Annotated in this window: 29 protein-coding genes and 1 rRNA gene; 18 read left to right on the top strand and 12 right to left on the bottom strand. The window is 39.1% G+C overall.

From position 1 onward, the window contains the following. Window positions 1-101 precede the first annotated feature (101 nt). Window positions 102-926, bottom strand: coding sequence for a DUF368 domain-containing protein (locus tag ACE1TH_RS18195; protein WP_099304986.1), 825 nt, complete (start codon window positions 924-926; stop codon window positions 102-104). 160 nt (window positions 927-1,086) lie between these two features. Here ACE1TH_RS18195 and pdaA point away from each other — a divergent pair, with 160 nt between their 5' ends. After that, the gene (gene pdaA, locus ACE1TH_RS18190; protein ID WP_099304984.1) at window positions 1,087-1,869 is read left to right on the top strand and encodes a delta-lactam-biosynthetic de-N-acetylase; all 783 of its coding nucleotides are present in this window, start codon (window positions 1,087-1,089) and stop codon (window positions 1,867-1,869) included. Between the two features lie 32 nt (window positions 1,870-1,901). On the opposite strand, the gene ACE1TH_RS18185 is transcribed toward pdaA, so the two are convergent. Then, window positions 1,902-2,264 (bottom strand): GAF domain-containing protein, encoded by a 363-nt coding sequence (locus ACE1TH_RS18185; RefSeq protein ID WP_099304982.1) that lies wholly within the window; start codon window positions 2,262-2,264, stop codon window positions 1,902-1,904. 159 nt (window positions 2,265-2,423) lie between these two features. Between ACE1TH_RS18185 and rlmD the strand changes: the two genes are divergently transcribed. Further along, a complete protein-coding gene (gene rlmD / locus ACE1TH_RS18180; RefSeq protein ID WP_099304980.1) occupies window positions 2,424-3,806 on the top strand; it encodes a 23S rRNA (uracil(1939)-C(5))-methyltransferase RlmD in 1,383 nt (460 codons plus the stop codon). An 81-nt stretch (window positions 3,807-3,887) separates the two neighbouring features. Here the strand turns inward: rlmD and ACE1TH_RS18175 are convergent, their stop codons facing one another. Continuing rightward, window positions 3,888-4,577 carry a hypothetical protein gene (locus ACE1TH_RS18175; protein WP_099304978.1) on the bottom strand — a complete coding sequence of 230 codons (690 nt, stop codon included), beginning with the start codon at window positions 4,575-4,577 and terminating at the stop codon, window positions 3,888-3,890. Window positions 4,578-4,773: 196 nt separating this feature from the next. Here ACE1TH_RS18175 and ACE1TH_RS18170 point away from each other — a divergent pair, with 196 nt between their 5' ends. The 3 genes from ACE1TH_RS18170 to ACE1TH_RS18160 all read left to right on the top strand — a co-directional run bounded on the left by ACE1TH_RS18170 (window position 4,774) and on the right by ACE1TH_RS18160 (window position 6,711). Next, window positions 4,774-4,914: a hypothetical protein gene (locus ACE1TH_RS18170; protein WP_176554467.1), complete on the top strand. Its 141-nt coding sequence runs from the start codon at window positions 4,774-4,776 to the stop codon at window positions 4,912-4,914. Between the two features lie 373 nt (window positions 4,915-5,287). Next, window positions 5,288-6,328 carry a S66 family peptidase gene (locus ACE1TH_RS18165; RefSeq protein WP_375079795.1) on the top strand — a complete coding sequence of 347 codons (1,041 nt, stop codon included), beginning with the start codon at window positions 5,288-5,290 and terminating at the stop codon, window positions 6,326-6,328. Window positions 6,329-6,414: 86 nt separating this feature from the next. After that, window positions 6,415-6,711, top strand: coding sequence for a hypothetical protein (locus tag ACE1TH_RS18160; RefSeq protein WP_099304974.1), 297 nt, complete (start codon window positions 6,415-6,417; stop codon window positions 6,709-6,711). A gap of 48 nt (window positions 6,712-6,759) precedes the next feature. On the opposite strand, the gene ACE1TH_RS18155 is transcribed toward ACE1TH_RS18160, so the two are convergent. Next, entirely contained in the window at window positions 6,760-7,662 is a 903-nt protein-coding gene (locus tag ACE1TH_RS18155; protein WP_099304972.1) for a TIGR01777 family oxidoreductase, read from the bottom strand. A gap of 99 nt (window positions 7,663-7,761) precedes the next feature. Here ACE1TH_RS18155 and recX point away from each other — a divergent pair, with 99 nt between their 5' ends. After that, window positions 7,762-8,592, top strand: coding sequence for a recombination regulator RecX (recX, locus tag ACE1TH_RS18150; protein ID WP_375079682.1), 831 nt, complete (start codon window positions 7,762-7,764; stop codon window positions 8,590-8,592). Beyond that, window positions 8,592-8,915 carry a YfhH family protein gene (locus ACE1TH_RS18145; RefSeq protein WP_099304968.1) on the top strand — a complete coding sequence of 108 codons (324 nt, stop codon included), beginning with the start codon at window positions 8,592-8,594 and terminating at the stop codon, window positions 8,913-8,915. Before recX ends, ACE1TH_RS18145 begins: the two co-directional genes overlap by 1 nt. 36 nt (window positions 8,916-8,951) lie before the next feature. Here ACE1TH_RS18145 and ACE1TH_RS18140 read toward each other — a convergent pair whose 3' ends face one another. The 3 genes from ACE1TH_RS18140 to ACE1TH_RS18130 all read right to left on the bottom strand — a co-directional run bounded on the left by ACE1TH_RS18140 (window position 8,952) and on the right by ACE1TH_RS18130 (window position 10,349). Further along, window positions 8,952-9,113 carry a YpzG family protein gene (locus ACE1TH_RS18140; protein WP_099304966.1) on the bottom strand — a complete coding sequence of 54 codons (162 nt, stop codon included), beginning with the start codon at window positions 9,111-9,113 and terminating at the stop codon, window positions 8,952-8,954. A gap of 18 nt (window positions 9,114-9,131) precedes the next feature. Further along, on the bottom strand, window positions 9,132-9,287 hold the full coding sequence (gene sspK, locus ACE1TH_RS18135) for a small, acid-soluble spore protein K (protein WP_099304964.1): 156 nt from the start codon (window positions 9,285-9,287) through the stop codon (window positions 9,132-9,134). 81 nt (window positions 9,288-9,368) lie between these two features. Further along, complete coding sequence (locus tag ACE1TH_RS18130; protein WP_375079681.1) at window positions 9,369-10,349, bottom strand: metal-dependent hydrolase; 981 nt, start codon at window positions 10,347-10,349, stop codon at window positions 9,369-9,371. Between the two features lie 161 nt (window positions 10,350-10,510). Between ACE1TH_RS18130 and mutY the strand changes: the two genes are divergently transcribed. Together mutY and ACE1TH_RS18120 are read left to right on the top strand one after the other, a co-directional pair. Then, window positions 10,511-11,584, top strand: coding sequence for an A/G-specific adenine glycosylase (gene mutY, locus ACE1TH_RS18125; protein ID WP_255224966.1), 1,074 nt, complete (start codon window positions 10,511-10,513; stop codon window positions 11,582-11,584). After that, window positions 11,581-12,324, top strand: a complete 744-nt coding sequence (locus ACE1TH_RS18120) for an SDR family NAD(P)-dependent oxidoreductase (RefSeq protein WP_375079680.1) — start codon at window positions 11,581-11,583, stop codon at window positions 12,322-12,324. Before mutY ends, ACE1TH_RS18120 begins: the two co-directional genes overlap by 4 nt. 48 nt (window positions 12,325-12,372) lie before the next feature. Here ACE1TH_RS18120 and ACE1TH_RS18115 read toward each other — a convergent pair whose 3' ends face one another. After that, window positions 12,373-12,729, bottom strand: coding sequence for a hypothetical protein (locus tag ACE1TH_RS18115; RefSeq protein WP_099304956.1), 357 nt, complete (start codon window positions 12,727-12,729; stop codon window positions 12,373-12,375). Window positions 12,730-12,740: 11 nt separating this feature from the next. Continuing rightward, window positions 12,741-12,962 carry a cytosolic protein gene (locus ACE1TH_RS18110; RefSeq protein WP_099304954.1) on the bottom strand — a complete coding sequence of 74 codons (222 nt, stop codon included), beginning with the start codon at window positions 12,960-12,962 and terminating at the stop codon, window positions 12,741-12,743. 96 nt (window positions 12,963-13,058) lie between these two features. Between ACE1TH_RS18110 and fabL the strand changes: the two genes are divergently transcribed. The 4 genes from fabL to ACE1TH_RS18090 all read left to right on the top strand — a co-directional run bounded on the left by fabL (window position 13,059) and on the right by ACE1TH_RS18090 (window position 16,539). After that, complete coding sequence (gene fabL, locus ACE1TH_RS18105) at window positions 13,059-13,808, top strand: enoyl-[acyl-carrier-protein] reductase FabL (protein WP_099304952.1); 750 nt, start codon at window positions 13,059-13,061, stop codon at window positions 13,806-13,808. A 60-nt stretch (window positions 13,809-13,868) separates the two neighbouring features. Then, entirely contained in the window at window positions 13,869-14,024 is a 156-nt protein-coding gene (locus tag ACE1TH_RS18100; RefSeq protein ID WP_099304950.1) for a gamma-type small acid-soluble spore protein, read from the top strand. Window positions 14,025-14,219: 195 nt separating this feature from the next. After that, window positions 14,220-14,747, top strand: coding sequence for a nucleoside tri-diphosphate phosphatase (ntdP, locus tag ACE1TH_RS18095; RefSeq protein WP_099304948.1), 528 nt, complete (start codon window positions 14,220-14,222; stop codon window positions 14,745-14,747). Between the two features lie 49 nt (window positions 14,748-14,796). After that, window positions 14,797-16,539 carry an ABC transporter ATP-binding protein gene (locus tag ACE1TH_RS18090; protein ID WP_099304946.1) on the top strand — a complete coding sequence of 581 codons (1,743 nt, stop codon included), beginning with the start codon at window positions 14,797-14,799 and terminating at the stop codon, window positions 16,537-16,539. A gap of 28 nt (window positions 16,540-16,567) precedes the next feature. On the opposite strand, the gene ACE1TH_RS18085 is transcribed toward ACE1TH_RS18090, so the two are convergent. Together ACE1TH_RS18085 and ACE1TH_RS18080 are read right to left on the bottom strand one after the other, a co-directional pair. Beyond that, window positions 16,568-17,629 (bottom strand): FUSC family protein, encoded by a 1,062-nt coding sequence (locus tag ACE1TH_RS18085; protein ID WP_099304944.1) that lies wholly within the window; start codon window positions 17,627-17,629, stop codon window positions 16,568-16,570. Between the two features lie 91 nt (window positions 17,630-17,720). Continuing rightward, complete coding sequence (locus ACE1TH_RS18080; RefSeq protein WP_099304942.1) at window positions 17,721-19,025, bottom strand: glutamate-1-semialdehyde 2,1-aminomutase; 1,305 nt, start codon at window positions 19,023-19,025, stop codon at window positions 17,721-17,723. Between the two features lie 152 nt (window positions 19,026-19,177). Between ACE1TH_RS18080 and bcp the strand changes: the two genes are divergently transcribed. The 4 genes from bcp to perR all read left to right on the top strand — a co-directional run bounded on the left by bcp (window position 19,178) and on the right by perR (window position 21,479). Then, a complete protein-coding gene (gene bcp / locus ACE1TH_RS18075; protein WP_099304940.1) occupies window positions 19,178-19,645 on the top strand; it encodes a thioredoxin-dependent thiol peroxidase in 468 nt (155 codons plus the stop codon). Further along, window positions 19,642-20,595: an NAD(P)-dependent oxidoreductase gene (locus ACE1TH_RS18070; protein WP_099304938.1), complete on the top strand. Its 954-nt coding sequence runs from the start codon at window positions 19,642-19,644 to the stop codon at window positions 20,593-20,595. The genes bcp and ACE1TH_RS18070 overlap by 4 nt, the downstream gene beginning before the upstream one ends. Before the next feature lie 13 nt (window positions 20,596-20,608). Then, window positions 20,609-20,911 (top strand): cyclic-di-AMP receptor, encoded by a 303-nt coding sequence (locus tag ACE1TH_RS18065; protein WP_099304936.1) that lies wholly within the window; start codon window positions 20,609-20,611, stop codon window positions 20,909-20,911. 136 nt (window positions 20,912-21,047) lie between these two features. Next, complete coding sequence (gene perR, locus ACE1TH_RS18060; RefSeq protein ID WP_099304934.1) at window positions 21,048-21,479, top strand: peroxide-responsive transcriptional repressor PerR; 432 nt, start codon at window positions 21,048-21,050, stop codon at window positions 21,477-21,479. A gap of 38 nt (window positions 21,480-21,517) precedes the next feature. On the opposite strand, the gene ACE1TH_RS18055 is transcribed toward perR, so the two are convergent. Continuing rightward, complete coding sequence (locus ACE1TH_RS18055) at window positions 21,518-21,883, bottom strand: YgzB family protein (protein WP_255224968.1); 366 nt, start codon at window positions 21,881-21,883, stop codon at window positions 21,518-21,520. A 458-nt stretch (window positions 21,884-22,341) separates the two neighbouring features. Here ACE1TH_RS18055 and ACE1TH_RS18050 point away from each other — a divergent pair. Next, window positions 22,342-22,461, top strand: a 16S ribosomal RNA gene (locus tag ACE1TH_RS18050); the annotation flags it as partial.

The raw sequence follows: 22,461 nt of genomic DNA, 5'->3' as shown, positions 1-22,461 counted from the left end.
CATTAAGTACTTATATTTTATGGCAAGATCATAATGGCGTCAAACAATTTCTTGAAAATGATTAACAATTCAAAAAAGTTTTATAGAATCAGTTGTTTCTCCTATGTTCGTTCAGCTCGTCCGAATGTTAAAGCGGTGACGAGTCCAGCTAAAAATGTAAAGAAAGAAACGAGTCCATACATAAAGGTATCGGGTAACGCTGATGGTGCAATAACGAGAAGCGATCCTGCCACTAAGCCAAGCATAATCGAATAGGTAGCTTGCGTGTACGTTTTTAAGAAATAACGAATGATTCTACTCGTAAATAAAACCCCCACAACAACACCAAGACCGATTGCTGCAATAACCGGCAGATTCAATGACCCGAGTGCAGCGATTGCCGTATGATACGCTCCGAGAATCATTAACACTAACGCACCACTAATGCCAGGTAAAACGAGTGCCATGCTGGCGATCACACCTGAGAAAAATAAGTAAGCATACGTTGTCGCGTTAAAAGTAGTAATAACCGTTTCTACAGGTTCGCCAATGAAGTTCGTTAAACCAATTAATATAAATGCAAGTACAATTAACCCGTAATGGTATGGTTTAAACGATTTGTTTGTCTCTGAGTGAGCCGATCGCCATAAAAAAGGAAGGATACCCATGACAAGTCCTACAAATAAAAACATTGTTGGAATCGGATGTTCACTTAGTAAAAATTCAATGATATTTGCGGTAATAAGAAGAGCTAATACCATGCCAATTCCTAATGGGATTAAGAAGCCCAGAGCACGCTTAATATTACCTTTCGTTAAATCACTTAATGAGCTAAGCAATCGTTCATAAATACCCATTAACATCGCAATTGTACTCGCGCTTACGCCAGGTACAGTTTCAGTAATTCCCATAGCAAAGCCGCGAAAAAAATTTGTCCATTTAAACATTCATGTGCCTCCAATATCAAATCATACACCACATTCAATCAAACCATAGCCCAACTTAACTTGCAAGTCGAAAAAAAACGAAAGATATGTAAATCGCATAGAAATTCCTTTGCCTTCTCATACTAAGTAAAAAGGAATCTCAATTGAAGGAGAGACGTAGATGAAACATAAAATGGCGTTATTTTTTATCGTTGTGTCAATCATTGTAACTGCCGTTTCGCCTGCATTCGCATACGATAACAAAACATTCAACTGGAGTTACAAACCTGCACCGACACATACACCTGCCGATACAGAAGAAAACTATAAAGCATTATTACAACAGTCAGAAGGCTATTTTATTGGCAATACGAACGAAAAGACATTATATTTAACATTTGATAACGGCTATGAGAATGGATATACAGAAACCGTATTAGATGTATTAAAAGAAAAAAACGTCCCTGGTGCTTTTTTTGTTACAGGTCATTATTTAAAAACAGCTGACCACTTAGTAAAACGTATGGTAGAAGAAGGCCATATTGTCGGAAATCACTCGTATCATCATCCGAGTTTACCATCGACTAATGACAATAAATTAAAAGAAGAACTTGAATCGGTTAAAGCCATGTTTACGGAAATTACAGGCGAAGAAAATATGCACTATTTGCGTCCACCTAGAGGAGAATTTAGTGAACGGACGCTCATGCTATCAAAAGAACTTGGCTATACAAATGTATTTTGGTCCCTTGCTTACAAAGATTGGGAAGTAGACAAGCCAAAAGGGAAGAATTATGCTTTTGAGCAAGTGATGAAACGGATACATCCTGGTGCGATTATGCTTATTCACTCTGTTTCACCTGATAATGCAGCCGCCTTAGGAGATATTATCGATGCTTGTGAGGAGCAGGGGTACACGTTTAAAAGCTTAGATGACTTAGCTATGCATCAGACACTATTTTAAAAAAAAGGAGCTGCGAGAAATCGCAACTCCTTTTAATTCATTTGGCTATCGTAAGCAATTGCGCTTGCAATCGTTTCAAGTGTCGATAGGTCGGTCACATCAAATGCAATTGTTTCTTTTGTGCGTACAACCATCATGCCAATTTCCGTGCTAGAAGCGTTCTTTACTGGAAATTTTAACTCTCCATTGCATTCCCAGCGCAAATCATTCTCAAAGCAAGATGCAGCTACAAGATTGTGGTTTAAATCTTCATACATATAAATGCCAACCCAATCAATGTAAGGAACCGTGTCAACTAAACTCTCCACCGTTTTTTCAAATACATAATCTGTGTCTTGTTTTTTGTATACATGAGCCATTATTTTTAGAGAAGCTATATCCGTAGGAATAGACAACTTATCACCACCTCCGAACACAATTATTTCTACATTCTATCAGAAGTTCGCACAACATGAATTAGAAAGTTTAGGAAGGCGCCAAAAATTTGTTATACTAGATAAAAGAAAAGCGCAATACACTAGGGTTTTTTATTAGGAGGAAAAAATTTAATATTTATGAATGAAAAGAAGACAAGCAGTATTCAAATAAAACCGGGTCAACGCTTTCCACTTACAATTAAACGATTAGGCATTAATGGGGAAGGCGTCGGCTATTTCAAGAAAAAAGTCGTGTTCGTTAAAGGCGCTTTGCCAGGAGAAGAAGCCGTCGTGGAAGTGACAAAAGCAAATGAACGATTTACAGAAGCGAAAATTCGTAAGCTAAGAGTCCCTTCGAAAGATCGCCAAACGCCTCCTTGTCCGATTTATGATGAATGTGGTGGATGTCAGCTCCAACATATGGATTATCAAGCGTCGTTAAAAGGAAAGAAAGACATTGTGGCGCAAGCTTTTTATCGCTACACAAAAATTCCCGATGATCAGTTACCGTTAAAAGAAACAATCGGTATGGAAAATCCATGGTATTATCGGAATAAGAGTCAGCTGCAGACGCGAAAAATGAACGGGCGCGTAGCTGCTGGATTATACAAAGAAGGTACACACGAATTAATCGATTTATCTGAGTGTCTCGTTCAGCATAAAGAATTAAATCACGTCACTCAAGTTGTGAAAACCATCTTACAAGATTTAAATATCGCGATTTATGATGAAAAGAAACATGCTGGTCAAGTTCGAACGATCGTAACAAGAGTTGGATTTGAAACTGGACAAGTACAGCTTGTACTCGTAACTCGCACAAAAGAGTTAACAAAAAAAGATTTACTCGTTAAACATGTACGTGAAAAGCTGCCACAAGTAACGTCGTTTATGCAGAACATTAACCATGAACGGACATCTCTCATTTTTGGTGAGCAAACGATTCATCTTGATGGTGAAGAGACGATTAATGAGCGGTTAGGTGACTTTGCATTTGATTTATCCGCACGCGCATTCTTCCAGTTAAATCCTACTCAAACGGTGAATCTATATAATGAAGCAAAAAAAGCGGCGCGATTAACAGGGAAAGAAAAGGTAGTCGATGCGTATTGTGGGGTAGGGACGATTGGACAATGGGTCGGCAGTGACGCAAAAGAAATAAGAGGAATGGATACGACAAAAGAAGCGATCACAGATGCACGAAAAAATGCTAAGCAGCATGATCTGAACGCAACCTATGAAGTCGGAACAGCTGAAAAATGGATGCCGATCTGGTTAAAAGAGGGCTTTAAACCAGATGTGGTCATCGTTGACCCGCCACGTAGCGGTTGTGATCAAAAGCTCATCCAATCCATTCTAAAAGCAAAACCAAAGCGAATTGTGTATGTCTCCTGTAATCCATCTACGCTTGCGAAAGATGTGCAAGACTTGATGAAAAAAGGATACAAAATCAAAAACATTCAGCCTGTGGACATGTTCCCATGGACGGCACAAGTTGAAAGTGTGACCGAGCTAACCCTGTAGATACCGGGTTTTTGCTCTTTTTATCTTATGAATGACCCGCTTAAAGGAGTACAAAAAAAAGAGCCGCAAAGGGCTCTTTTTTTAATTAATGCTTACTTCAAAATCAACCGCTTCTCCAACATCTTCCCAATCTTCTAAAGTATGAGGCGCACTCATCGTAATTCGGATTGTGTCAATGTCTTCAGGATTTGAATTTTCTAAGAGGTAATAGACAGAGCCGCTTTTATTAACTGCACCTAAATATTCTCCGCCAATGTGATCTGAAAACCATAGATCCGCTTCGAGTTGCTCACCAGTATTTGTTGTAATGGTTGCTTGATCTGGATAGAAGTTGATGTCATCGTCGGATGTATTACTCACTTCCATATCGATTTGAATGATTCCAGTTGGCTCAAACTCAATAAAGTCTAAAAGGTCGCCTGATAAATTTACGTCCTGAACATTTAATTGTGGGATGTCTAAAGTCATAGGACCTGTTTCGACTGTATCAATATTGTCTTCTCTTGCAACTAGCGTAAATGACCCGCCATCATTTTCAATCGTTTCACCTACAGCTGTTTCCCAATCACCATCGTTTGCTTCTGTATCTTCGTCGGTAGTGTTTTCTTCTTCAGTGTTGTCATTTTCGTCGTCCGTTGCTTCAGTGTTTGTTTCTGTAGTTGAACCTTCAGTATCATTCGCTGGGTCTTCAGTGTTGTCAGTATCTCCACAAGCTGCAAGTGTGATAGCGCTAACAAGCCCAAGTGAAAGCAATAGATGTTGTTTTTTCAAAAGAAATTCCCCTTTTATGTATGATGCATTAAGTATAAAGGAACTAGGTGATCATTCATAGTGAATCGACAAATTAAGACATTGAAAAAATTCCAGCTTGTATTAATTTCATATGTTTTTAAAACGAGAGTTACTATTGATCTATTTTTCTGTTTATAATAGGCTGAAATAAAAGACAAATGTTGGAGGGGGAATAATGGATCAATTCGATTTACAGATTCCAACTTTATCATGGATGTTTCACCCCATAACACTCGTGATAAGCATTCTTTTTATAGTGACAATCGTGATCGGCATTTTGAAGCTTGTGAAGCATTTTGATGAGAAACAATCGTGAAGGCACCTATTGTTTTTGTTTGAGCTTTTTATGAAGTGAAGTTCGAATCTCTCTATAGAAAATAATAGTCAATATAAACATTGTGTTTCCTAGACTTGAACACGTTCTTGCGATCCATTCTATCGGGAATAGTACAGAAGATAAAGCTATGGTCGGGCCGATAAGAAAAAGAACGAACATCATAAAGTCTTTTCGATTCATCGAGTGTGTACCTACCTAATTAAAGAATTTTCACTAAAATATATATCACACTTATTTTACCTGTTTGACGGAAGTATGGAAAGAAACCATTCGGTTTTATTACTGGTGTATTTGGAATTCAAACGATTATTCAATTACGATCACTTATCTAATAAAAAGAAAGGGGACGGTCATGTTAAATTTAATGAAACCTCATGCGTTAAAAAGGGGAAATCGAGTTGCAACAGTTAGTTTGAGTTGGGGAGGTGCAGGTGAACCTGGACTCGGCTACCGATATGAAAGAGGAAAACATGTATTAGAGTCGGTTTTCGGGCTAGAGGTTATAGAAATGCCGCATACGCTTGCTTCTCCAAATGAAGTGTATGAGCATCCAGAAAAAAGAGCACAAGATTTAATGGACGCTTTCTCTGATCCAGAAATTAAAGCAATTTTTAGTAACATCGGTGGAAACGATAGTATTCGAATGCTTCCTTATATCGATTATGAGCTCATCAAGAAAAACCCTAAGATTTTTATTGGCTTTTCTGATTCAACAATTACGCATTTGATTTGCTTGAAAGCTGGTATCGGTAGCTTCTATGGTCCTGCAATATTAACCGATTTTGCGGAGACAGGTGGATTAATGACGTATACAAAAGAAAGTGTTGAACAGAGCTTATTTTCCAATGTGCCAGTCGGTGAAGTGAAGCCTTCTTCTCATTGGACATCAGAGAGATTGGATTGGTTTGATCCGGATTGTAAAAATCAACCGAGAACGATGTATCCGAATAAATTTTATGAGTTTTTGCAAGGAGGCCAAGCTGTAACTGGTCCGTTAATTGGTGGTTGTTTAGATGTGTTAGAAATAGCGAGAGGTACGAGTTTGTTTCCGGAAGACGAGTGTTTTGATGACGCAATCTTGTTCTTAGAAACATCAGAAGTACAAGCACCACCATGGTTAATAGAGGATATTTTCCGAAATTATGCTGTAAGAGGTATTTTGCAGCGCCTTAATGGATTAGTATTCGCAAAACCTAAAGGCGAAGTGCATTATGAAGCGTATAAAACGCCGATTTTAAAAGTACTAAAGGAAAACAACTTAGAATCCCTGCCGGTTCTTTATAATGCAAGTTTTGGTCATAACGAACCAAAGTGCGTTATGCCGATTGGTGTACGAGCCAAGCTTGATCCGATTAATCAACGCTTTTCGCTAATTGAAAGCGGGGTACAGTAAAAAATTGTTTAACCTAGGCATTTGCTTTAACCGTGGTACAATCGTTACATAAGATAAAAGAAAATGACCACGGAGTGTGAGGAGCCATGCAGTTATTTAAGACACATATTATTCATCCCCATACCCATGTGCCTTTGATTGTTTACTATAATCAGTCAGAGGGATTTGTTAGCTTTGAGCGTGATGAAAAAGTTTTGAAAGCGATTTATAACGTGAAGCGTGATTTAGCGTTAAATAAACAATTCCAGGAAAGTCTTCGACGAGCAACGCAACTTTGTCAAACACAGTATCCGCTCGATACGCTTAAACAAGCGGAACAATTTCTGAAAAAATTAGGGATTGAAGAACAAAGTATTAAATTTCAGAAAGTGCTTCTTCATTAAGAAAATGCATGGTCTCAGCACATTCCTGATTCCATGCGTTTTTTTTGTTTAATTTAACAACTGCTGAAGTGCTTTTTCCGGATCGTCATAGTGAAATTCAAACCCGTGTTGAATTGCTTTTCGCGGAAAGATATAGGCGCCATCAAGGATAAGGGTGCTCATTTGACCGAGTGCTGTTTTGATTGCAAAAGAAGGAGCTGGGATCCAGTGAGGTCGGCCGGTGACTTTTGCAATAGTTCGATTCAGTTGTTGCATGCGAACAGGATGGGGCGCCGTTAAGTTTAATGGACCTGAAAGCTGTTCATTTTCGATTGCAAATGTAAACAGTCGAATTAAATCATCGATATGAATCCAGGACATCCATTGCTTTCCTGTACCTACTTTTCCACCTACATAGAGCTTGTAAGGAAGCAGCATTTTCGGAAGGGCTCCTCCATCTGCATCGAGCACAATGCCAATTCGAGCATAAACGGTACGTATGCCTAGCTCTGTAGCTTGTGAAGCGGATTTTTCCCATTTTTGCGTAACGTCGCCTAAGAAAGGGGTGTTTGCTGGTCGGTCTTCCTCGGTAAACTGCCTAGAATCTGAATGTCCGTAATAGCCCATAGCGGATCCATTCACTAAAACTTTTGGTTTTTTCTTTAATTGTTTAATGATTGAAAGCAGTTCCGTGGTTGCTTCTAATCGACTGGATAAAATTCGTTCTTTTTTTAGCTTGGTCCATCTCCCCATAATGGACTCACCAGCCAAATTGACGATCGCATCAGTCCCTTCTAACTGGTCTGCAGGAGAAGCGTTCGGATTTAACCATTCGACATAGTTTACGTTTTCTTTGTTTTGCTTATTTGACACATTTCGAGTTAAAATAGTGACGGAATGTCCTTGTTCGACTAAGAAGTTCGTTAATTTTTGACCAACTAATCCCGTACCTCCAGTAATAGCAATGTTCATTTTACGGCTCCTTTGGTGTTCATTTATTACTACTTATACCCTTTATAGGAACAAATACACGTCATATCAGGATGCTTTTTAAAAAGAGGGGGTGAGCGTTTGACGACTATTTCTAAAATTACTGTGCAAAAAAAAGCAAAGCAGCGCTACAATATCTTTGTTTTGGAGAACGAAGTAGAGCGTTATTCCTTTAGTGTTGATGAAGCTGTTTTAATTAAATATGGACTTCGTAAAGGAATTGAACTTGATGAAGCATTTATGAAAACAATTGTTGATGCGGATGAAGCAAAAAAGACGTTTCATTTAGCTGTTCACTACTTATCTTATCGAATGCGTTCGGAAAAAGAGATTGTTGACTATTTAAGGTCGAAAGACCGTGAAGAAGAGCATATAAAACAAGCTGTTTTACGTTTGAAAGAAGAGCGACTGATCGACGATTTAGCTTTTGCGCACGCTTTTGTTCGTTCTAAAGCGAATCAAGGTTTTATCGGACCAACAAAATTAAAGCAACAGCTTTATGTAAAAGGTGTTAGTGATCAGCATAGTGATGAGGCAATAAGTGAATATGATGTCACATGGGAAGTGGAACAACTTCTATTGTGGAAGGAAAAGCAAGACCGAAAGAGTGGACAATCTAAATTTTCTAAGCAGCAACAAATAAACAAATGGAAAACGCAATTAATTTCAAAAGGGTTTACGCTTGAAGCGATTACTCAGTTTCTGAAGTCATTGGATGATGAAAAGGATATAGAAGAAGAGCGAGCAGCGCTTGATTATCAAGGGGAAAAGTTATTTCGTACGTATGAAAGAAAATACAGTGATTCCTTTGAATTAAAACAAAAAATGATTCAAGCGCTTTACCGCAAAGGTTTTTCGTTTGAAGATGCAAAAGCTTTTGTCGATGATAAATTAAAGGGGATGTCAGAGTAATGGAAAAGCGTTTTAGCGATATGGATGAGTACGAATTAAAGTTAGAGATTTCAATGTTAAATGAAAAAGCGAAAAAAGCGGAACAGCTAGGAAATATGAATGAGTTTGCAGTTTATGAAAGAAGAAAAACATTAGCTCAGTCATATTTGATAAATCCAGATTCAATTGAGCCTGGACACGCATATCGTATGAAGGACGGGGTCACGATTTTTGAAGTCTCTTATATGAATGGCCGTTTTGCCTGGGGCTATCGTTCAGGTGAGCGAGAGCTTGCAGGAGTGCCAATCTCATTGTTAGCGGATAAAATTACAATGGATGCATAGAAAAAGAGGCTTTCTTAGAAAGCCTCTTTTTTAGCGCTAGGTACGCTTACGCATCTGCGCTTCAAGCACGATATTGTGTTGGCTTTGTTGAGTTTCACCATTCACTTGGTGGAAAGCGTGCTTAGAATTGGCACGCGGTGACATGAACGGATCTCGGTACAAACTGTTAAAATGCGATTTATTTTGTTCCTTACCCATGAATCATTCCTCCCAGTATTAAAACGTTTTAAAGTGGTTGGACGAACTCATTCGTTCTTTTGGACGGTCGTTAATCGAGCCATCCGGACGCTTTGATGCGTGTGCATCAGCGTTGTTGGCTTTATTGCCATCAAACGAAATCGGATTTGGAAAGTTTTTCGCTTTGTTTCGCACTCGTGAAACCCCCTCGCCATATCGGCTTACTACTAATATGACCAAAAAATGTTGAAGTTATTGAAGGGAATATTACCCATACTACGTGATAATCTTCAATTTTTTTCTGAGTGTTTCTTCACTATATACCCAACCTGTATAAGACGTCATAATGTTCAATTGTGCATCCATTTTTACGATAGCGACAAATGGATAATACCCGTTGCTGCGATAGCGCAAGTCAACGAAACGAACTTCATAACCTCCTTCATCTGTTGCTTCCATTTCCCATCGATACGTTGGCGAGAAGGAAAGAAAGGCGGCTAAATTCTTGTCAGATCGAGCTGCTTGCATCACTGGATCAGTCGGAATGGGGTCAAACGTATAGCTTTCAAAAAAGTGAATCACACGATCTTTTGATTGCGCCACGTAAAGCATGTCAGGTGTACGAATAACGAGATGCCATTTATGCCAGCGAATCGTCGGTGAAACAAAAATATGTGAAGCTGTTGGATGAATATTCCTCGCTTGACGAACGACTTGTTGCTTTTGAGAATACCTCCATAGGTAATAAAAGATAAGCAAAAAGTAAATGACAGCGAATGTAGGGCCAGGTGGTACGCCAAATATCCATAGCAGAATACCTGCAATATGAGCTCCGAATATTACAGGGTCAAATATGTTAATTACGCCAAGAGCAATCCACCTATTCGTAACAGGTCTTAAAGCCTGTGTGCCGTATGCGTTAAAAATATCAACAAACACATGCAGAAAGACAGAAATTGCTGCCCATAAAAGCATTGTTGGCCAATACGCATCTTGGAAGAAAAGCATTAATCCTCCTGATACAATAAAAGGCCAAAGGAGTAGAGCGGGTAAGGAATGGGTGAGTCCTCGATGATGGCGAATGTAAACAGCGTTGTTTCGTAATTTAAGTATCGTATCAAAATCTGGAGCGTTTGAAGCCACTAAAGTGGTAGCTAAAACGGCTGTTGCCATATAAGGAGATGATGAGACGTTTGGATCTAACGTCGCAAGTCCAGCCAATCCTACACCCATAACAATATGTGTGGATGTATCCATTCTCTTAAACATCCTCCTTTAGAAGTTAAAAACAAAACCGTCGCATTGTTTGTTACAGATTCATTTTAGTTATGCTATAGTTATACCCGTCATGAAGTAAACTAAGCATCTTTTCATGATGAACGTAACAAAGCAACAAGTCAAGATAAGCAGGTGATTCTTTGCTAGAACAAAATCAAGCTAAAATTAATGCGTTTCAAACCAATTTAGTTAGTTGGTACAATGAACATAAACGAGATTTACCATGGAGAACCTCACAAGATCCGTATCGAGTTTGGGTCTCAGAAGTGATGCTCCAACAAACGAGAGTCGATACTGTCATCCCATATTATGAACGTTTTATGCGTTTGTTTCCGGAAATGGAAGACCTAGCATACGCTTCAGAAGAAGAGATTTTAAAAGTATGGGAAGGATTAGGGTATTACTCACGGGTTCGCAATCTTCAAAAAGGCGTGCGAGAAGTGGTGGAACACTATGGTGGCGAAGTTCCTAAAAATCGAAAAGAAATTGAATCGTTAAAAGGCGTTGGTCCTTACACCGCAGGAGCGGTGCTAAGTATTGCCTATGACTTACCAGAACCAGCTGTAGACGGCAACGTGATGCGTGTACTGTCTCGAGTTTTTAATTTGAGCGATGATATTGCCAAACCAAGCACGAGAAAAAAACATGAAGCCATTCTTTATGAAGCTATCTATGCCGATGATCCTTCTAGTTTTAATCAAGGATTAATGGAGTTGGGTGCACTTGTATGTACGCCTACATCACCTGGCTGCTTATTATGTCCTGTACGCGAACAGTGCGATGCATTTTATTTAGGCACCCAAGCGGATCTTCCAGTCAAAAGTAAAAAGAAAAAAGCAAAAACGGTTGATTTAGATGCTTTTGTCTTATTAGATGAAAACAAGCAATTATATATTGAAAAACGTCCTGCAGAAGGATTATTAGCAGGATTGTGGCAACTGCCAATGTTGCCTAAATCTCAATCAACTAAAGACGGACAAGCAGCTATTTCAAAAACTTATGGAATGAATTCAAGCCTTAAGCCATTAGACTTTCACGTGAAACATGTTTTCAGCCATATTATTTGGGAAATTGATTTGTATATCGGACACGTTAAACAAGCAGAAATGCCGCGAGAGTGGAAAGCGGTAATGAAACATGAACTTGAGCAGTTTGCTTTTCCTGTGTCACAGCAAAAGCTATTGAGTTATTGTTTAGAGGAGGAGTTACTATGAACTTACAATTGAATGGAAAAGCGGTTTTTGTCACTGGTGGCACGAAAGGAATTGGAAAAGCAATTGCAGAGTCTTTCGCAGCAGAAGGCTGTAAAGTTGCGGTATGTGCGAGACATGAGGTCGATAACTTTTCTGAAGACATTCCTATTATTTTAGGTGATATTACTAAATTTGAAGAACGGGAACGCATTTTTAAAGAAGTGACGGCTAGCATTGGACCAATTGATATTTTAATTAATAACGCAGGTGGAAGCAACGGAGCAGAAATTGAAAAAACGACGCTTGATGATTTTCATCAAGCCTTTGAATTAAATTATTTTTCTGCTGTTCATTTTTCGAAACTAGTACTTCCAGGAATGAAAGCGAACAAAGAAGGGGCGATTATTCAAGTGAGCTCTATATTTGGACGGGAATCTGGAGGAAAGGCGACTTACAACAATGCAAAAGCAGCGTTGATTAGCTTTACAAAAGCGCTCGCTGATGAAGTAATGAAGGAAGGCATTCGTGTAAATAGTGTGGCGCCAGGAAGTATTTTGCACCCAACTGGGAATTGGCAAAAACGATTAGACGAGAATCCTGAGAAAATCAATGATTTTGTTGAAGCAAATATTCCAGCAGGCCGATTCGGTACGCCAGAAGAAATTGCTGATGTTGTCGTGTTTATGGCGTCTTCAAAAGCAAGCTGGGTGACTGGATCAAGCTTACAAGTAGACGGCGGTCAATCAAAAATGAATATGTAGAACAGAGCAAATCGACGGGGCTAATTAGCATCCGTCGATTTTTTAAGGTTATAACCCTGGCGTGTTGTCATCTTCATTTTGCAAATGAATTTCAGATACTTTTTGCTTTGTTTCGTCTGTGCCAAGTCGATAGATTTCCTCATAAATATCGTTCATACCTGTTTGAAACTCATCTTTATCTGCATCAGCCGTTAAATCATCAAAATGTTTAAAGCTCAACAGATTCCCAAGCTCTACATCGTGTTTATGCACTTCACGAATTAAGCGCTCAAGCTGCTCTTTTTCTGCTTCTGTAGCTGAAATTTCATATTCAATTAATTGCCCATCATCCACTTCCGTTAAGCTAATATTATCCATGCTAATTGGATTTAAGTTCACGTAATAAAGTTGTTTTTGATTATCCATTGTTATTCTCCTTAATCGTAATGAACTTCCGTCCCGCTCGTCCAAGTTGCCGTATGATGTAACCCGCCACGGTTTTCAATTTCTTCAATAATTGCCCGGTGTTTTGAGTTTCCTTGAACATTTAAATAAGCGGTCATTTGCTGCATACCATGATGGAAAAACGCTAATTCTTTGTCCGTCCAGTCAGATGGTTGAATGTTTTCTAATTCACTTAAGTCACGACCTACGTACATGAATGATCCCTCCTGTTCTTCTTAGATTGGCTGTTCTAAACTTTTGCTATACGTTATAATGAGCTGAATAGACAGTAAATACTGGGAGGATTACATATGGAAAGAAAAGTAGCATTAGTGACTGGAAGTAGCCGAGGAATTGGAAAGAAAATTGCCATTAAACTTGCTAAGCAAGGTCATAATATCGTCATTAATTTTGCAAGAAGCCGCTCGCAAGCAGAGGCAACTGCAGAAGAAATTCGTGCATTAGGTGTTGAAGTATTAACGATAAAAGCAAACGTTGGCAAGCAAGATAAAATAAAAGAGATGTTTACACAAATTGATGAACATTTTGGACGTCTAGATGTGTTTGTGAACAATGCGGCATCTGGCGTACTACGTCCTTTAATGGAACTGGAAGAAAGTCATTGGAACTGGACTATGGACATTAACGCAAAAGCACTGCTTTTCTGTGCGCAAGAGGCAGCAAAGCGCATGGAAGTATCTGGCGGAGGGAAAATTGTTAGCTTAAGTTCACTTGGTTCGATTCGTTATTTAGAAAATTACACGACCGTTGGTGTCTCCAAAGCAGCAGTTGAATCGTTAACGCGTTATCTTGCGGTTGAATTGGCGCCAAAAGGAATCATTGTTAATGCGGTTTCTGGTGGAGCGGTGGATACAGATGCCTTAACCCATTTTCCAAACCGAGAACAATTATTAAAAGACGCTGCGGAACGAACTCCGGCAGGAAGAATGGTTGAACCAGATGACTTAGCAAAAGCGGTGATGTTTTTATTATCGGACGACTCCAGCATGATTCGTGGGCAAACGATTATAGTCGATGGTGGAATTTCTCTTTTAGCTTAAAAAAAGTTTGCATAAACATTACCTCTACGGGACATCTTAATTAGCGTGGAGGTGATAACCATGAACAACAAAGCATCTAAAACAAACAAAAACCAAGTGAAGAAGCAAAACCAAGCTTCTGAACAAGGGTACAACACTGAATTCGCATCTGAAACTGATGTACAAGAAGTAAAAGAGCAAAACGCTCAATCTGCTTCTAAGAAAAACCAACAGTAATTGCTGTAGCGTTTCGGCGCAAAAGAACACCTTTTTCCATTCGGAAAAAAGGTGTTTTTTTATGTCATATTTCTTCTATATTTGCGTTATAGAGTGTTTACGTTTTAAATAAAGAATGAACATTGTATAATGTATATGTAGAGTAGAGTTGAATAGAAATTTTTTCGTGAAAAATAAAGACGAAAGGAGTTTCGTATGAGCTTTCCTAAGGAAGGCAGCACCATCCAAATACAAAGTTATAAACATAATGGTACACTTCATCGGATCTGGGAAGATACCACGATTTTGAAAGGTTCTTCTAAAGTTGTGATCGCGGGAAATGACCGAATCATTGTCCGCGAATCAGACGGAAGACATTGGCGAACACGGGAACCAGCAATTTGCTACTTTGATGCGGACCAATGGTTTAACACGATTGGAATGATTCGTGCGGACGGCATTTATTACTACTGTAATATTGGCACACCGTTCACGTGGGATGAAGAAGCGCTGAAATACATTGATTATGACTTGGATATTAAAGTGTATCCTGATATGACGATGAAGCTGCTAGACGAAGATGAATATGAGTTACACAGTAAATTGATGAATTATCCGCCAGAGTTAGATGGCATACTTAGAAGAAGTGTGGACGAATTAATATCTTGGATTCACCAAAGAAAAGGTCCGTTTGCGCCACAATTTGTAGAAAGTTGGTATGAGCGGTACTTGCAGTATCGGTAAAAGAAGCTTGTGAGAACGAGCTTCCTTTTACTTAGAAAAGAGGTTTATGTTGAATACGATTAAGCGCTATATGTTCTTTGTAAAACCGTATAAAAAACAAATTGGTTTTACAATTATCATCGGCATTATGAAATTTGGTATTCCGTTGCTGTTTCCATTAGCAATGATGTATATCATTGACGACATTTTATTGAACGAAGAAATGGCTTCAAGTGACCAATATTCACAAATTTATTGGATTATTGGTGGCATGGCTATTCTTTTCATCGTATTACGTCCGCCGATTGAATATTACCGACAATACTTTGCACAATGGATTGGGAATAAAATTTTATTCGACATTCGCGACCACTTGTTTACGCACATACAGAAATTAAGCTTGCGTTTTTACTCAAATCGTAAAGTAGGCGAAATTATTTCCCGCGTCATTCATGATGTGGAGCAGACGAAGAACTTTGTTATCACTGGTTTAATGAATGTGTGGTTAGATTTAGCGACGATTATTATTGCCATTATTATTATGTTGAATTTGAATGTTTGGCTCACCCTTGTAGCAATTTCCATGTTTCCGTTCTACGGGTTTTCCATTAAATATTTTTATCAACATTTACGAAAGCTTACTCGAGTGCGCTCGCAGGCGCTGGCGGATGTTCAAGGGCATTTGCATGAGCGCGTGCAAGGAATGAACGTTATTCGTAGTTTCGCAAATGAAGACTATGAGCAGGATCAATTTTCGCATCGCAACAGAAACTTTTTAACAAAAGCATTGGATCATACGAAGTGGAACGCAAAAACGTTTGCAGTTGTTAATACGGTAACCGATGTTGCACCGTTGTTAGTTTTATTTGTTTCGGCTTTATTTGTGCTGCAAGGCAATCTAGAAATAGGTGTGATGAGTGCGTTTGTTCTTTATATGGAACGTTTATATGGGCCACTAAGACGATTAGTCAATTCATCCACAACGTTAACCCAGTCGATTGCATCAATGGACCGAGTGTTTGAATTCATTGATGAGAAATATGATATAACGGATAAACCAAGCGCTACACCATTAACTCAAGTTGATGGAAAAGTAACGTTTGACCGTGTCTCGTTTTCGTATAGTACCGATGACCATGCGATCCTTAAAGATATTCGTTTGGATATACCTGCCGGACAAACTGTTGCATTCGTTGGAATGAGCGGGGGTGGAAAAAGTACGTTAGTTAGCTTAATTCCGCGGTTTTATGATGTGACATCAGGTCGGATCTTACTTGATGGGAAAGATATCCGCGATCTTCAAGTAAGAACGTTGCGTGACAATATTGGCATGGTTCTACAAGACAATATTTTATTTAGCGATAGTGTGAAAATGAACATTAAGATTGGAAATCCGGATGCCTCTGATGAAGAAGTGATGGTGGCGGCAAAAGCAGCGAATGCACACGATTTTATTATGGGGCTTGAAGAAGGCTATGATACGGAAGTAGGGGAGAGAGGCGTTAAGCTCTCAGGTGGTCAAAAGCAGCGAATTGCAATTGCACGTGTATTTTTAAAAAATCCACCGATTCTTGTTTTTGATGAAGCGACATCTGCGCTAGACCTCGAAAGTGAGCACTATATTCAAGAGGCTTTAGAAGATTTAGCAAGAGATCGAACAACCTTCATTGTCGCACACCGTCTATCAACAATTACAAATGCAGACCAAATTGTTGTAATTGAAGAAGGAACCGTAAAAGAACAAGGAACCCATCAGGAATTAATGAAGAAACAGGGAGCATACTATAAACTTTATAGCGTTCAAGAAATGTAAAAATCCAGGAGGGCTTCCTCCTGGATTTTTAATCGTTTTCGTCATCTGGTGCATGAGTATGATGATTCTCTACAAGTGTATCTAAATGTTCTAGCTCTTGTTGATACTCAATTAGTGCAGAGATTGCTGGTAAGAAACTGTGCCATTGAGATAAATCAAATTGTTCTTCTTCATACAACGTGACAAATAAATTCGTCATCGTTGATTGGCCTTTTTCAATCTCGTCAACATATTCGTCAGTTGCATGGGTGTTGACTTTCCCGTTGTACCGAAGAATAATTCGGTGATGGTAATCGGTTAAGGTTAGAATCTGTTCTTCTATTCGGCTTTGGACATTATCAGGCAGTTGTAAATAGTCTTCCGACCGTTTTTCAATCGCTTCAAGTGCTTGGTACGCTTTTTCAGTTGCTTGAATCATTTGCCTAAAGACAACGACTTTTCTTCTTTGGGTAAACGTTTTTGCACGGAAATAATTACGTTCCTCCCGATAAAGAGAAAAAAGTTGATTTGCTTTATCAAGTTCCGTGCGTTGGTTTTTAATATCTTCACGTAATGCGATTGTGTCTGCGTCATGTCGGGCAAGTAGCGTCAGCCATTCTTGAATGGAGTCCGTCACTGTAGTCACCTTGTCAAATACTTTCTTTTCATATCTTGGTGGAATGAAAGCTAGATTAACAAGGAAAGCAGCGACAATTCCAATTAATACAGCAGAAAATCGCTCTAATGCAAATTGAAGAAAATTATCAGAAGGACTTTCCATAATAATAATAATCGTCACAATCGCTGTCGGAATAATTGCAGCTTCTAATTTAAGCTTAATAAAGATCGCAATCGAAAGTGTGACCACAACCCCGACAACAAACGGCTCGTGGCCAAAAGTCATTACGAATAAGACACCAATCGTTGCTCCAATTAGATTCGCCTGAACTTGGTGGCTAAATGTTCTTAAAGTCCGAAATAACGATGGTTGAATGGCGAAAGCTGCTGCAATTGCTGCAAACGTTGGCGGGTTAATGCCAAGCCATCTGGCTAAATAAAGAGCTAGTACAACAGCTAAGCCTGTTTTTAATATCCGTGCTCCAAGTCTCATGTACGGATGTTTCCTTTCTTTTAGTCATCCTTTTTAGACGTATTCTTTACTCTTATGCAAAATGATGACCTTTTACGCACAAAAAAACAATTTAATTATAAAAAGAGTCGGCAACGATACTAAATGCTTTTTCAGCCGCAGCAATGGTTTCTTCAATATCTTTCTTTGTGTGAGCAGTTGTGAGGAACCAAGCCTCGTATTTTGAAGGAGCTAAATGAACACCTTGATCAAGCATCGCTTTAAAGAACATGCTGAATTGCTCGCCATTTGTATTGGATGCGCCCTCATAATCAAAAATAGGATCTTCCGTAAAAAAGACTGTTAACGCACCTTTTAGACGATTAATTGTAATGGGCACATTCGTTTTCGCGGCTGCAAGGTGTAGCCCTTCTTCTAACTCCATGCCCAATTCATCAAGTTTATCATACGTGCCTTCTCTTTTTAGGATATTCAAGCAAGCAATCCCGGCAGTCATAGATGCTGGATTTCCAGCCATCGTTCCAGCTTGATAAGCAGGTCCGAGTGGTGCGACGGTTTCCATAATATCCATTCGGCCACCGTAAGCGCCAATCGGAAGACCGCCGCCGATGATTTTTCCGAGTGCCGTCATATCTGGTTTAACATGTAGTAGGTCTTGCGCGCCTCCAAACATAAAGCGGAAAGCGGTAATGACTTCATCATAAATGACAAGCGCACCAGCCGCATGAGTTAATTCATTTACTTTTTCTAAAAACCCCGGCTCTGGCTCGACGATTCCGAAGTTCCCAACAATTGGTTCCACGAGAACCGCTGCTGTTTCATCGCCCCATTTATTTAAGGCTTCTTTAAGGGCATCACTATTGTTAAATGGAACCGTAATGACTTCTTTTGCTGTTCCTTGTGTTACACCTGCTGAATCAGGTGTCCCTAATGTGGACGGTCCGGAACCGGCAGCAACAAGGACAAGATCTGAATGACCGTGGTAACAACCAGCAAATTTAATAATTTTTTCTCTACCTGTATAAGCACGAGCTACTCGAATCGTTGTCATCACGGCTTCAGTACCTGAATTGACAAAGCGCACTTTCTCTAATGAAGGCATGGCTTCAGTTAAAATTTGGGCAAATTCATTTTCAAGCCTTGTAGGGGCACCGTAAAGAACGCCTTTAGCAGCTTGATCTTGGATCGCTTGTGTAATTTCTTGATGAGCATGCCCTGTAATAATCGGCCCATATGCAGCCAAATAATCGATATATTTGTTTCCATCAACATCATAAAGATGAGCGCCTTCTCCACGCTCCATGAACACTGGTGTTCCGCCCCCGACCCCTTTATATGCTCGGGATGGGCTGTTCACACCGCCTACGATTAAGTCTTGTGCTTCTTTATAGTGTATTTCGGATGTGTCGCGATTCATAAAACCCTCCATTGTAGTTCGCACATATTTTGTACTCAACTATGATAGCATATGTTCGAGATTTAGTCAGATGAAATGTGGCAGGGGTTCTTGATTGAAGAAAGCGTAAAAATCGGCTACGCTAATAAAAAATACAAAGCGGGGTTTATAAGATGGATTTAGTGAAAAAACAAGCGCCAGATGTTACATTACCAATTTCTGAGGATCAAACGATCACGTTATCTGATTATAAAGGATCAAAGATTGTTTTATATTTTTATCCAAAAGATATGACGCCTGGTTGTACAACGCAAGCGTGCGATTTTAGAGATCAAGCAGAACAATTTAAAGAACACAATGCCGTTGTAATTGGAATCAGTCCAGACCCAGTACATCGTCATGAGAAGTTTACCGAAAAGCATGGTTTATCGTTTCCTTTACTTGCAGATGAAGAATTAACTGCAGCAAACGCATACGGCGTATGGCAGTTGAAAAAGAATTTTGGAAAAGAGTATATGGGGGTTGTTCGTTCAACGTTTGTCATCGATGAACAATTTAATGTGGTAAAAGAGTGGCGTGGTGTTCGAGTGAAAGATCATGTTAGCGAAGTATTAGACTACGTGAAAGGCATGTCATCATGAACGAACATGTACTATTTGTCGTCAATCAAAAGGAAGACCGACAAACTAAATTAAGAGAAACTTATCAAGATACGACCTTTTCCTTCGTTTCTTCTATAGAAGAGGTACCTTCTTTTAAGGAGGTTACGGTTTTAGTGACGTTTGGAGAGGATCTGACGGATGCCATACTGGAGCAAGCGCCGCAGTTAAAGTGGATTCATGTGTTATCCGCTGGAGTGGAGAGACTGCCTTTTGAACAAATTAAAGAGAGAGGAATACGCGTAACGAACAGCCGCGGCATTCATGCTATTCCTATGTCTGAACATGCCATATGGATGATGCTTGATTATGTGAAACAAGCAAAAACGTATCACAAAGCACAAGTAGAGCAAAAGTGGGCAAGAAAGATCAAGCCAACAGAACTAACGGACTTAACGGTTGTTTTGCTAGGGACTGGCGCAATTGCAAGCAAAATTGCTGAACGAGCAGAAATTTTCGGGATGAAAAGGATCGGCGTAAATACAGACGGAAGGGCTGTTGATTATTTTGATTCCGTCTACCCAATGAATGAATGGGAGAAAGCGCTACGTCAAGCTGACTTTTTAATAAACGTCTTGCCTGCTACATCCAGTACAGAAGGCATTTTAAATCAAAACGCTTTTCATGCTGTAAAATCTGGAGCCGTATTAATCAATTTAGGCAGAGGAAATGCGGTTATTGAAAAAGACTTAGTAAATGCGTTAGAATCAGAAGATCTAGAACACGCATACTTAGATGTATTCAATGAAGAACCTTTGCCGAAGGAGTCCCCTTTGTGGAATCATGAATCAATAACGATCACACCCCACATTTCAGCATCAACTTCTTTCTATATGCAAAGGGCACTTAGGATTTTTGAAGAAAATCTTTCTCTTTTTATAGAAGGAAAAGAGAACTATGTTAATGAAGTACATATAGGAAAAGGGTACTGAAGGAGGAGCGACGATGAAGTTACTCGTTTGTATTATAGAAGATTTCTATGCAGACCATGTCGAGAGAGAATTAAGAGACCAAGGATATCGGATGACGGAATTATCTAGTTCAGGTGGATTTCTAAAAAAGGGAAGTACAACCTTTCTCTTTGGTGTTCACGAAACCGATGTTGAGCAACTTCAACAATCTTTAAAAGACGCTTGTTTAGAGGTGGAGAAGCGTAAGCAACGTAAAGATAAAAAAACGCATCGCTTTACATCGTTTCTATTACCAGCAGCAAACGCAACGCCACTCTTACTACAAGATCAACTGTAATAATGTTCGAGCTACTCTCAATGCAGAGTAGCTTTTTAATACGATCTTAAATAATCGTTGCTTGCTAAAATAACTGTTACAACTTATAATAAGTCTAAAGAAAGAATAGTTTTTATTGAAAGTGAGGGTGCATTCTATGGCTAGTCAAAGCTTAGTTGAAGCAATTGATGCGCTAAAAAGCACTCGTGTGCGTATGACACCACAGCGTCACGCAATACTTGAATTTTTATATGAAACAAAAGCGCATCCCACTGCAGATGAAATTTATAAAGCTTTAGAAGGTCGATTCCCGAATATGAGTGTAGCGACTGTTTATAATAATTTACGAGTTTTTAAGGAAGTCGGCATTGTTAAAGAGTTATCCTATGGTGATTCATCGAGCCGTTTTGATTGCGTGACAACAAATCATTATCATGTTATTTGCAAGAACTGTGGAAAGATCGTTGATTTCCATTATCCAGGCTTAGACGAAGTAGAGACGTTAGCTGAGCATGTAACTGGATTTGAAATTGAAAATCACAGGATGGAAATTTACGGAACGTGCACGACGTGCAAAACATCTCATTAAAAAATGTCACTTCAATATTGAAGTGACATTTTTTTCGTTTATGCTTCATGGTGACTAGCTTTCTTAGAATTATAAGATTCATCAAAGTCTTGTCCTTCTAAAGAACGATCCATTGTTAAAGGCTGATCGCAATGCATGCAAGCATCGACCCGGCCTAGAACTTTTGTTGGCTTCTCGCAAGAAGGACAAACAACAGGAACGGCTCTTGTAGAAAGCATCCCGATAAAGAAATAAACAACGGTACTCCCGATAACAGCGAGTAAGCCAAGAATCATGGCAATAATCATCACAACTGGATAATCTCTAAAGAATATCCCAATATACATAATTAATATGCCAATGAAAACAAGACTTAAAGCAAAGGTACGAATCTTATTTATTTTGTTCGAATACTTTAAACCCATCTCTTTTCCTCCAATATAATCTAGAAGGTTTATTCTATTGAAAAACTTGTTTATAGTATAACATAGAAATAAGTAGGAAGTTGGATTGCTCCTATATATATTTGCACGATATTTTACCTAGTTATAACGATTTCTTCGTAATTTAACATATCTTTATCATACAGTATTAGCGTAAGGACGATTAATGAAAATATAGTTTTAAAAAAAGTTTATAAAAAGTGTTGACGGCATATTGTCACCGTGATATATTATTACATGTCGCCGAGGCAACACGCTAACGACGACGTTGAAAAATAAGATGTTGACCAAATGATTGCTAATATGGTAAGATCATGAAGTCGCAAAACGAGTTCTTTGAAAACTGAACAAAAGCCAAGCGTAAAAGAGATACAAGGTATCTCGTCAATGAAGTTAGACACAGCTTTTAAAAAATGTGCAACAGCTTAGGATGAACACTTTTAACGGAGAGTTTGATCCTGGCTCAGGACGAACGCTGGCGGCGTGCCTAATACATGCAAGTCGAGCGGACAGAAGGGAGCTTGCTCCCGGAAGTTAGCGGCGGACGGGTGAGTAACACG

It is taken from the genome of Shouchella sp. JSM 1781072 (genome assembly GCF_041949915.1).
Lineage (GTDB): Bacteria > Bacillota > Bacilli > Bacillales > Bacillaceae_D > Shouchella.
The sequence above is the reverse complement of the archived record's forward strand: the minus strand, read 5'-3'. Positions and strand labels throughout refer to the sequence as shown.

Excerpts from the sequence above, each read along its gene's own strand:
- ACE1TH_RS18145 (WP_099304968.1), top strand. The coding sequence starts at position 8,592 with ATGGAAAAGCGTTTTAGCGATATGGATGAGTACGAATTAAAGTTAGAG.
- ACE1TH_RS18130 (WP_375079681.1), bottom strand. The coding sequence starts at position 10,349 with ATGGATACATCCACACATATTGTTATGGGTGTAGGATTGGCTGGACTT.
- ACE1TH_RS18140 (WP_099304966.1), bottom strand. The coding sequence starts at position 9,113 with ATGGGTAAGGAACAAAATAAATCGCATTTTAACAGTTTGTACCGAGAT.
- fabL (WP_099304952.1), top strand. The coding sequence starts at position 13,059 with ATGGAAAGAAAAGTAGCATTAGTGACTGGAAGTAGCCGAGGAATTGGA.
- ACE1TH_RS18195 (WP_099304986.1), bottom strand. The coding sequence starts at position 926 with ATGTTTAAATGGACAAATTTTTTTCGCGGCTTTGCTATGGGAATTACT.
- ACE1TH_RS18160 (WP_099304974.1), top strand. The coding sequence starts at position 6,415 with ATGCAGTTATTTAAGACACATATTATTCATCCCCATACCCATGTGCCT.
- ACE1TH_RS18085 (WP_099304944.1), bottom strand. The coding sequence starts at position 17,629 with ATGAGACTTGGAGCACGGATATTAAAAACAGGCTTAGCTGTTGTACTA.
- ACE1TH_RS18120 (WP_375079680.1), top strand. The coding sequence starts at position 11,581 with ATGAACTTACAATTGAATGGAAAAGCGGTTTTTGTCACTGGTGGCACG.
- ACE1TH_RS18115 (WP_099304956.1), bottom strand. The coding sequence starts at position 12,729 with ATGGATAATCAAAAACAACTTTATTACGTGAACTTAAATCCAATTAGC.
- perR (WP_099304934.1), top strand. The coding sequence starts at position 21,048 with ATGGCTAGTCAAAGCTTAGTTGAAGCAATTGATGCGCTAAAAAGCACT.
- ntdP (WP_099304948.1), top strand. The coding sequence starts at position 14,220 with ATGAGCTTTCCTAAGGAAGGCAGCACCATCCAAATACAAAGTTATAAA.
- ACE1TH_RS18170 (WP_176554467.1), top strand. The coding sequence starts at position 4,774 with ATGGATCAATTCGATTTACAGATTCCAACTTTATCATGGATGTTTCAC.
- ACE1TH_RS18100 (WP_099304950.1), top strand. The coding sequence starts at position 13,869 with ATGAACAACAAAGCATCTAAAACAAACAAAAACCAAGTGAAGAAGCAA.
- ACE1TH_RS18065 (WP_099304936.1), top strand. The coding sequence starts at position 20,609 with ATGAAGTTACTCGTTTGTATTATAGAAGATTTCTATGCAGACCATGTC.
- ACE1TH_RS18165 (WP_375079795.1), top strand. The coding sequence starts at position 5,288 with ATGTTAAATTTAATGAAACCTCATGCGTTAAAAAGGGGAAATCGAGTT.
- ACE1TH_RS18110 (WP_099304954.1), bottom strand. The coding sequence starts at position 12,962 with ATGTACGTAGGTCGTGACTTAAGTGAATTAGAAAACATTCAACCATCT.
- ACE1TH_RS18080 (WP_099304942.1), bottom strand. The coding sequence starts at position 19,025 with ATGAATCGCGACACATCCGAAATACACTATAAAGAAGCACAAGACTTA.
- pdaA (WP_099304984.1), top strand. The coding sequence starts at position 1,087 with ATGAAACATAAAATGGCGTTATTTTTTATCGTTGTGTCAATCATTGTA.
- ACE1TH_RS18055 (WP_255224968.1), bottom strand. The coding sequence starts at position 21,883 with ATGGGTTTAAAGTATTCGAACAAAATAAATAAGATTCGTACCTTTGCT.
- rlmD (WP_099304980.1), top strand. The coding sequence starts at position 2,424 with ATGAATGAAAAGAAGACAAGCAGTATTCAAATAAAACCGGGTCAACGC.
- ACE1TH_RS18155 (WP_099304972.1), bottom strand. The coding sequence starts at position 7,662 with ATGAACATTGCTATTACTGGAGGTACGGGATTAGTTGGTCAAAAATTA.
- ACE1TH_RS18070 (WP_099304938.1), top strand. The coding sequence starts at position 19,642 with ATGAACGAACATGTACTATTTGTCGTCAATCAAAAGGAAGACCGACAA.
- bcp (WP_099304940.1), top strand. The coding sequence starts at position 19,178 with ATGGATTTAGTGAAAAAACAAGCGCCAGATGTTACATTACCAATTTCT.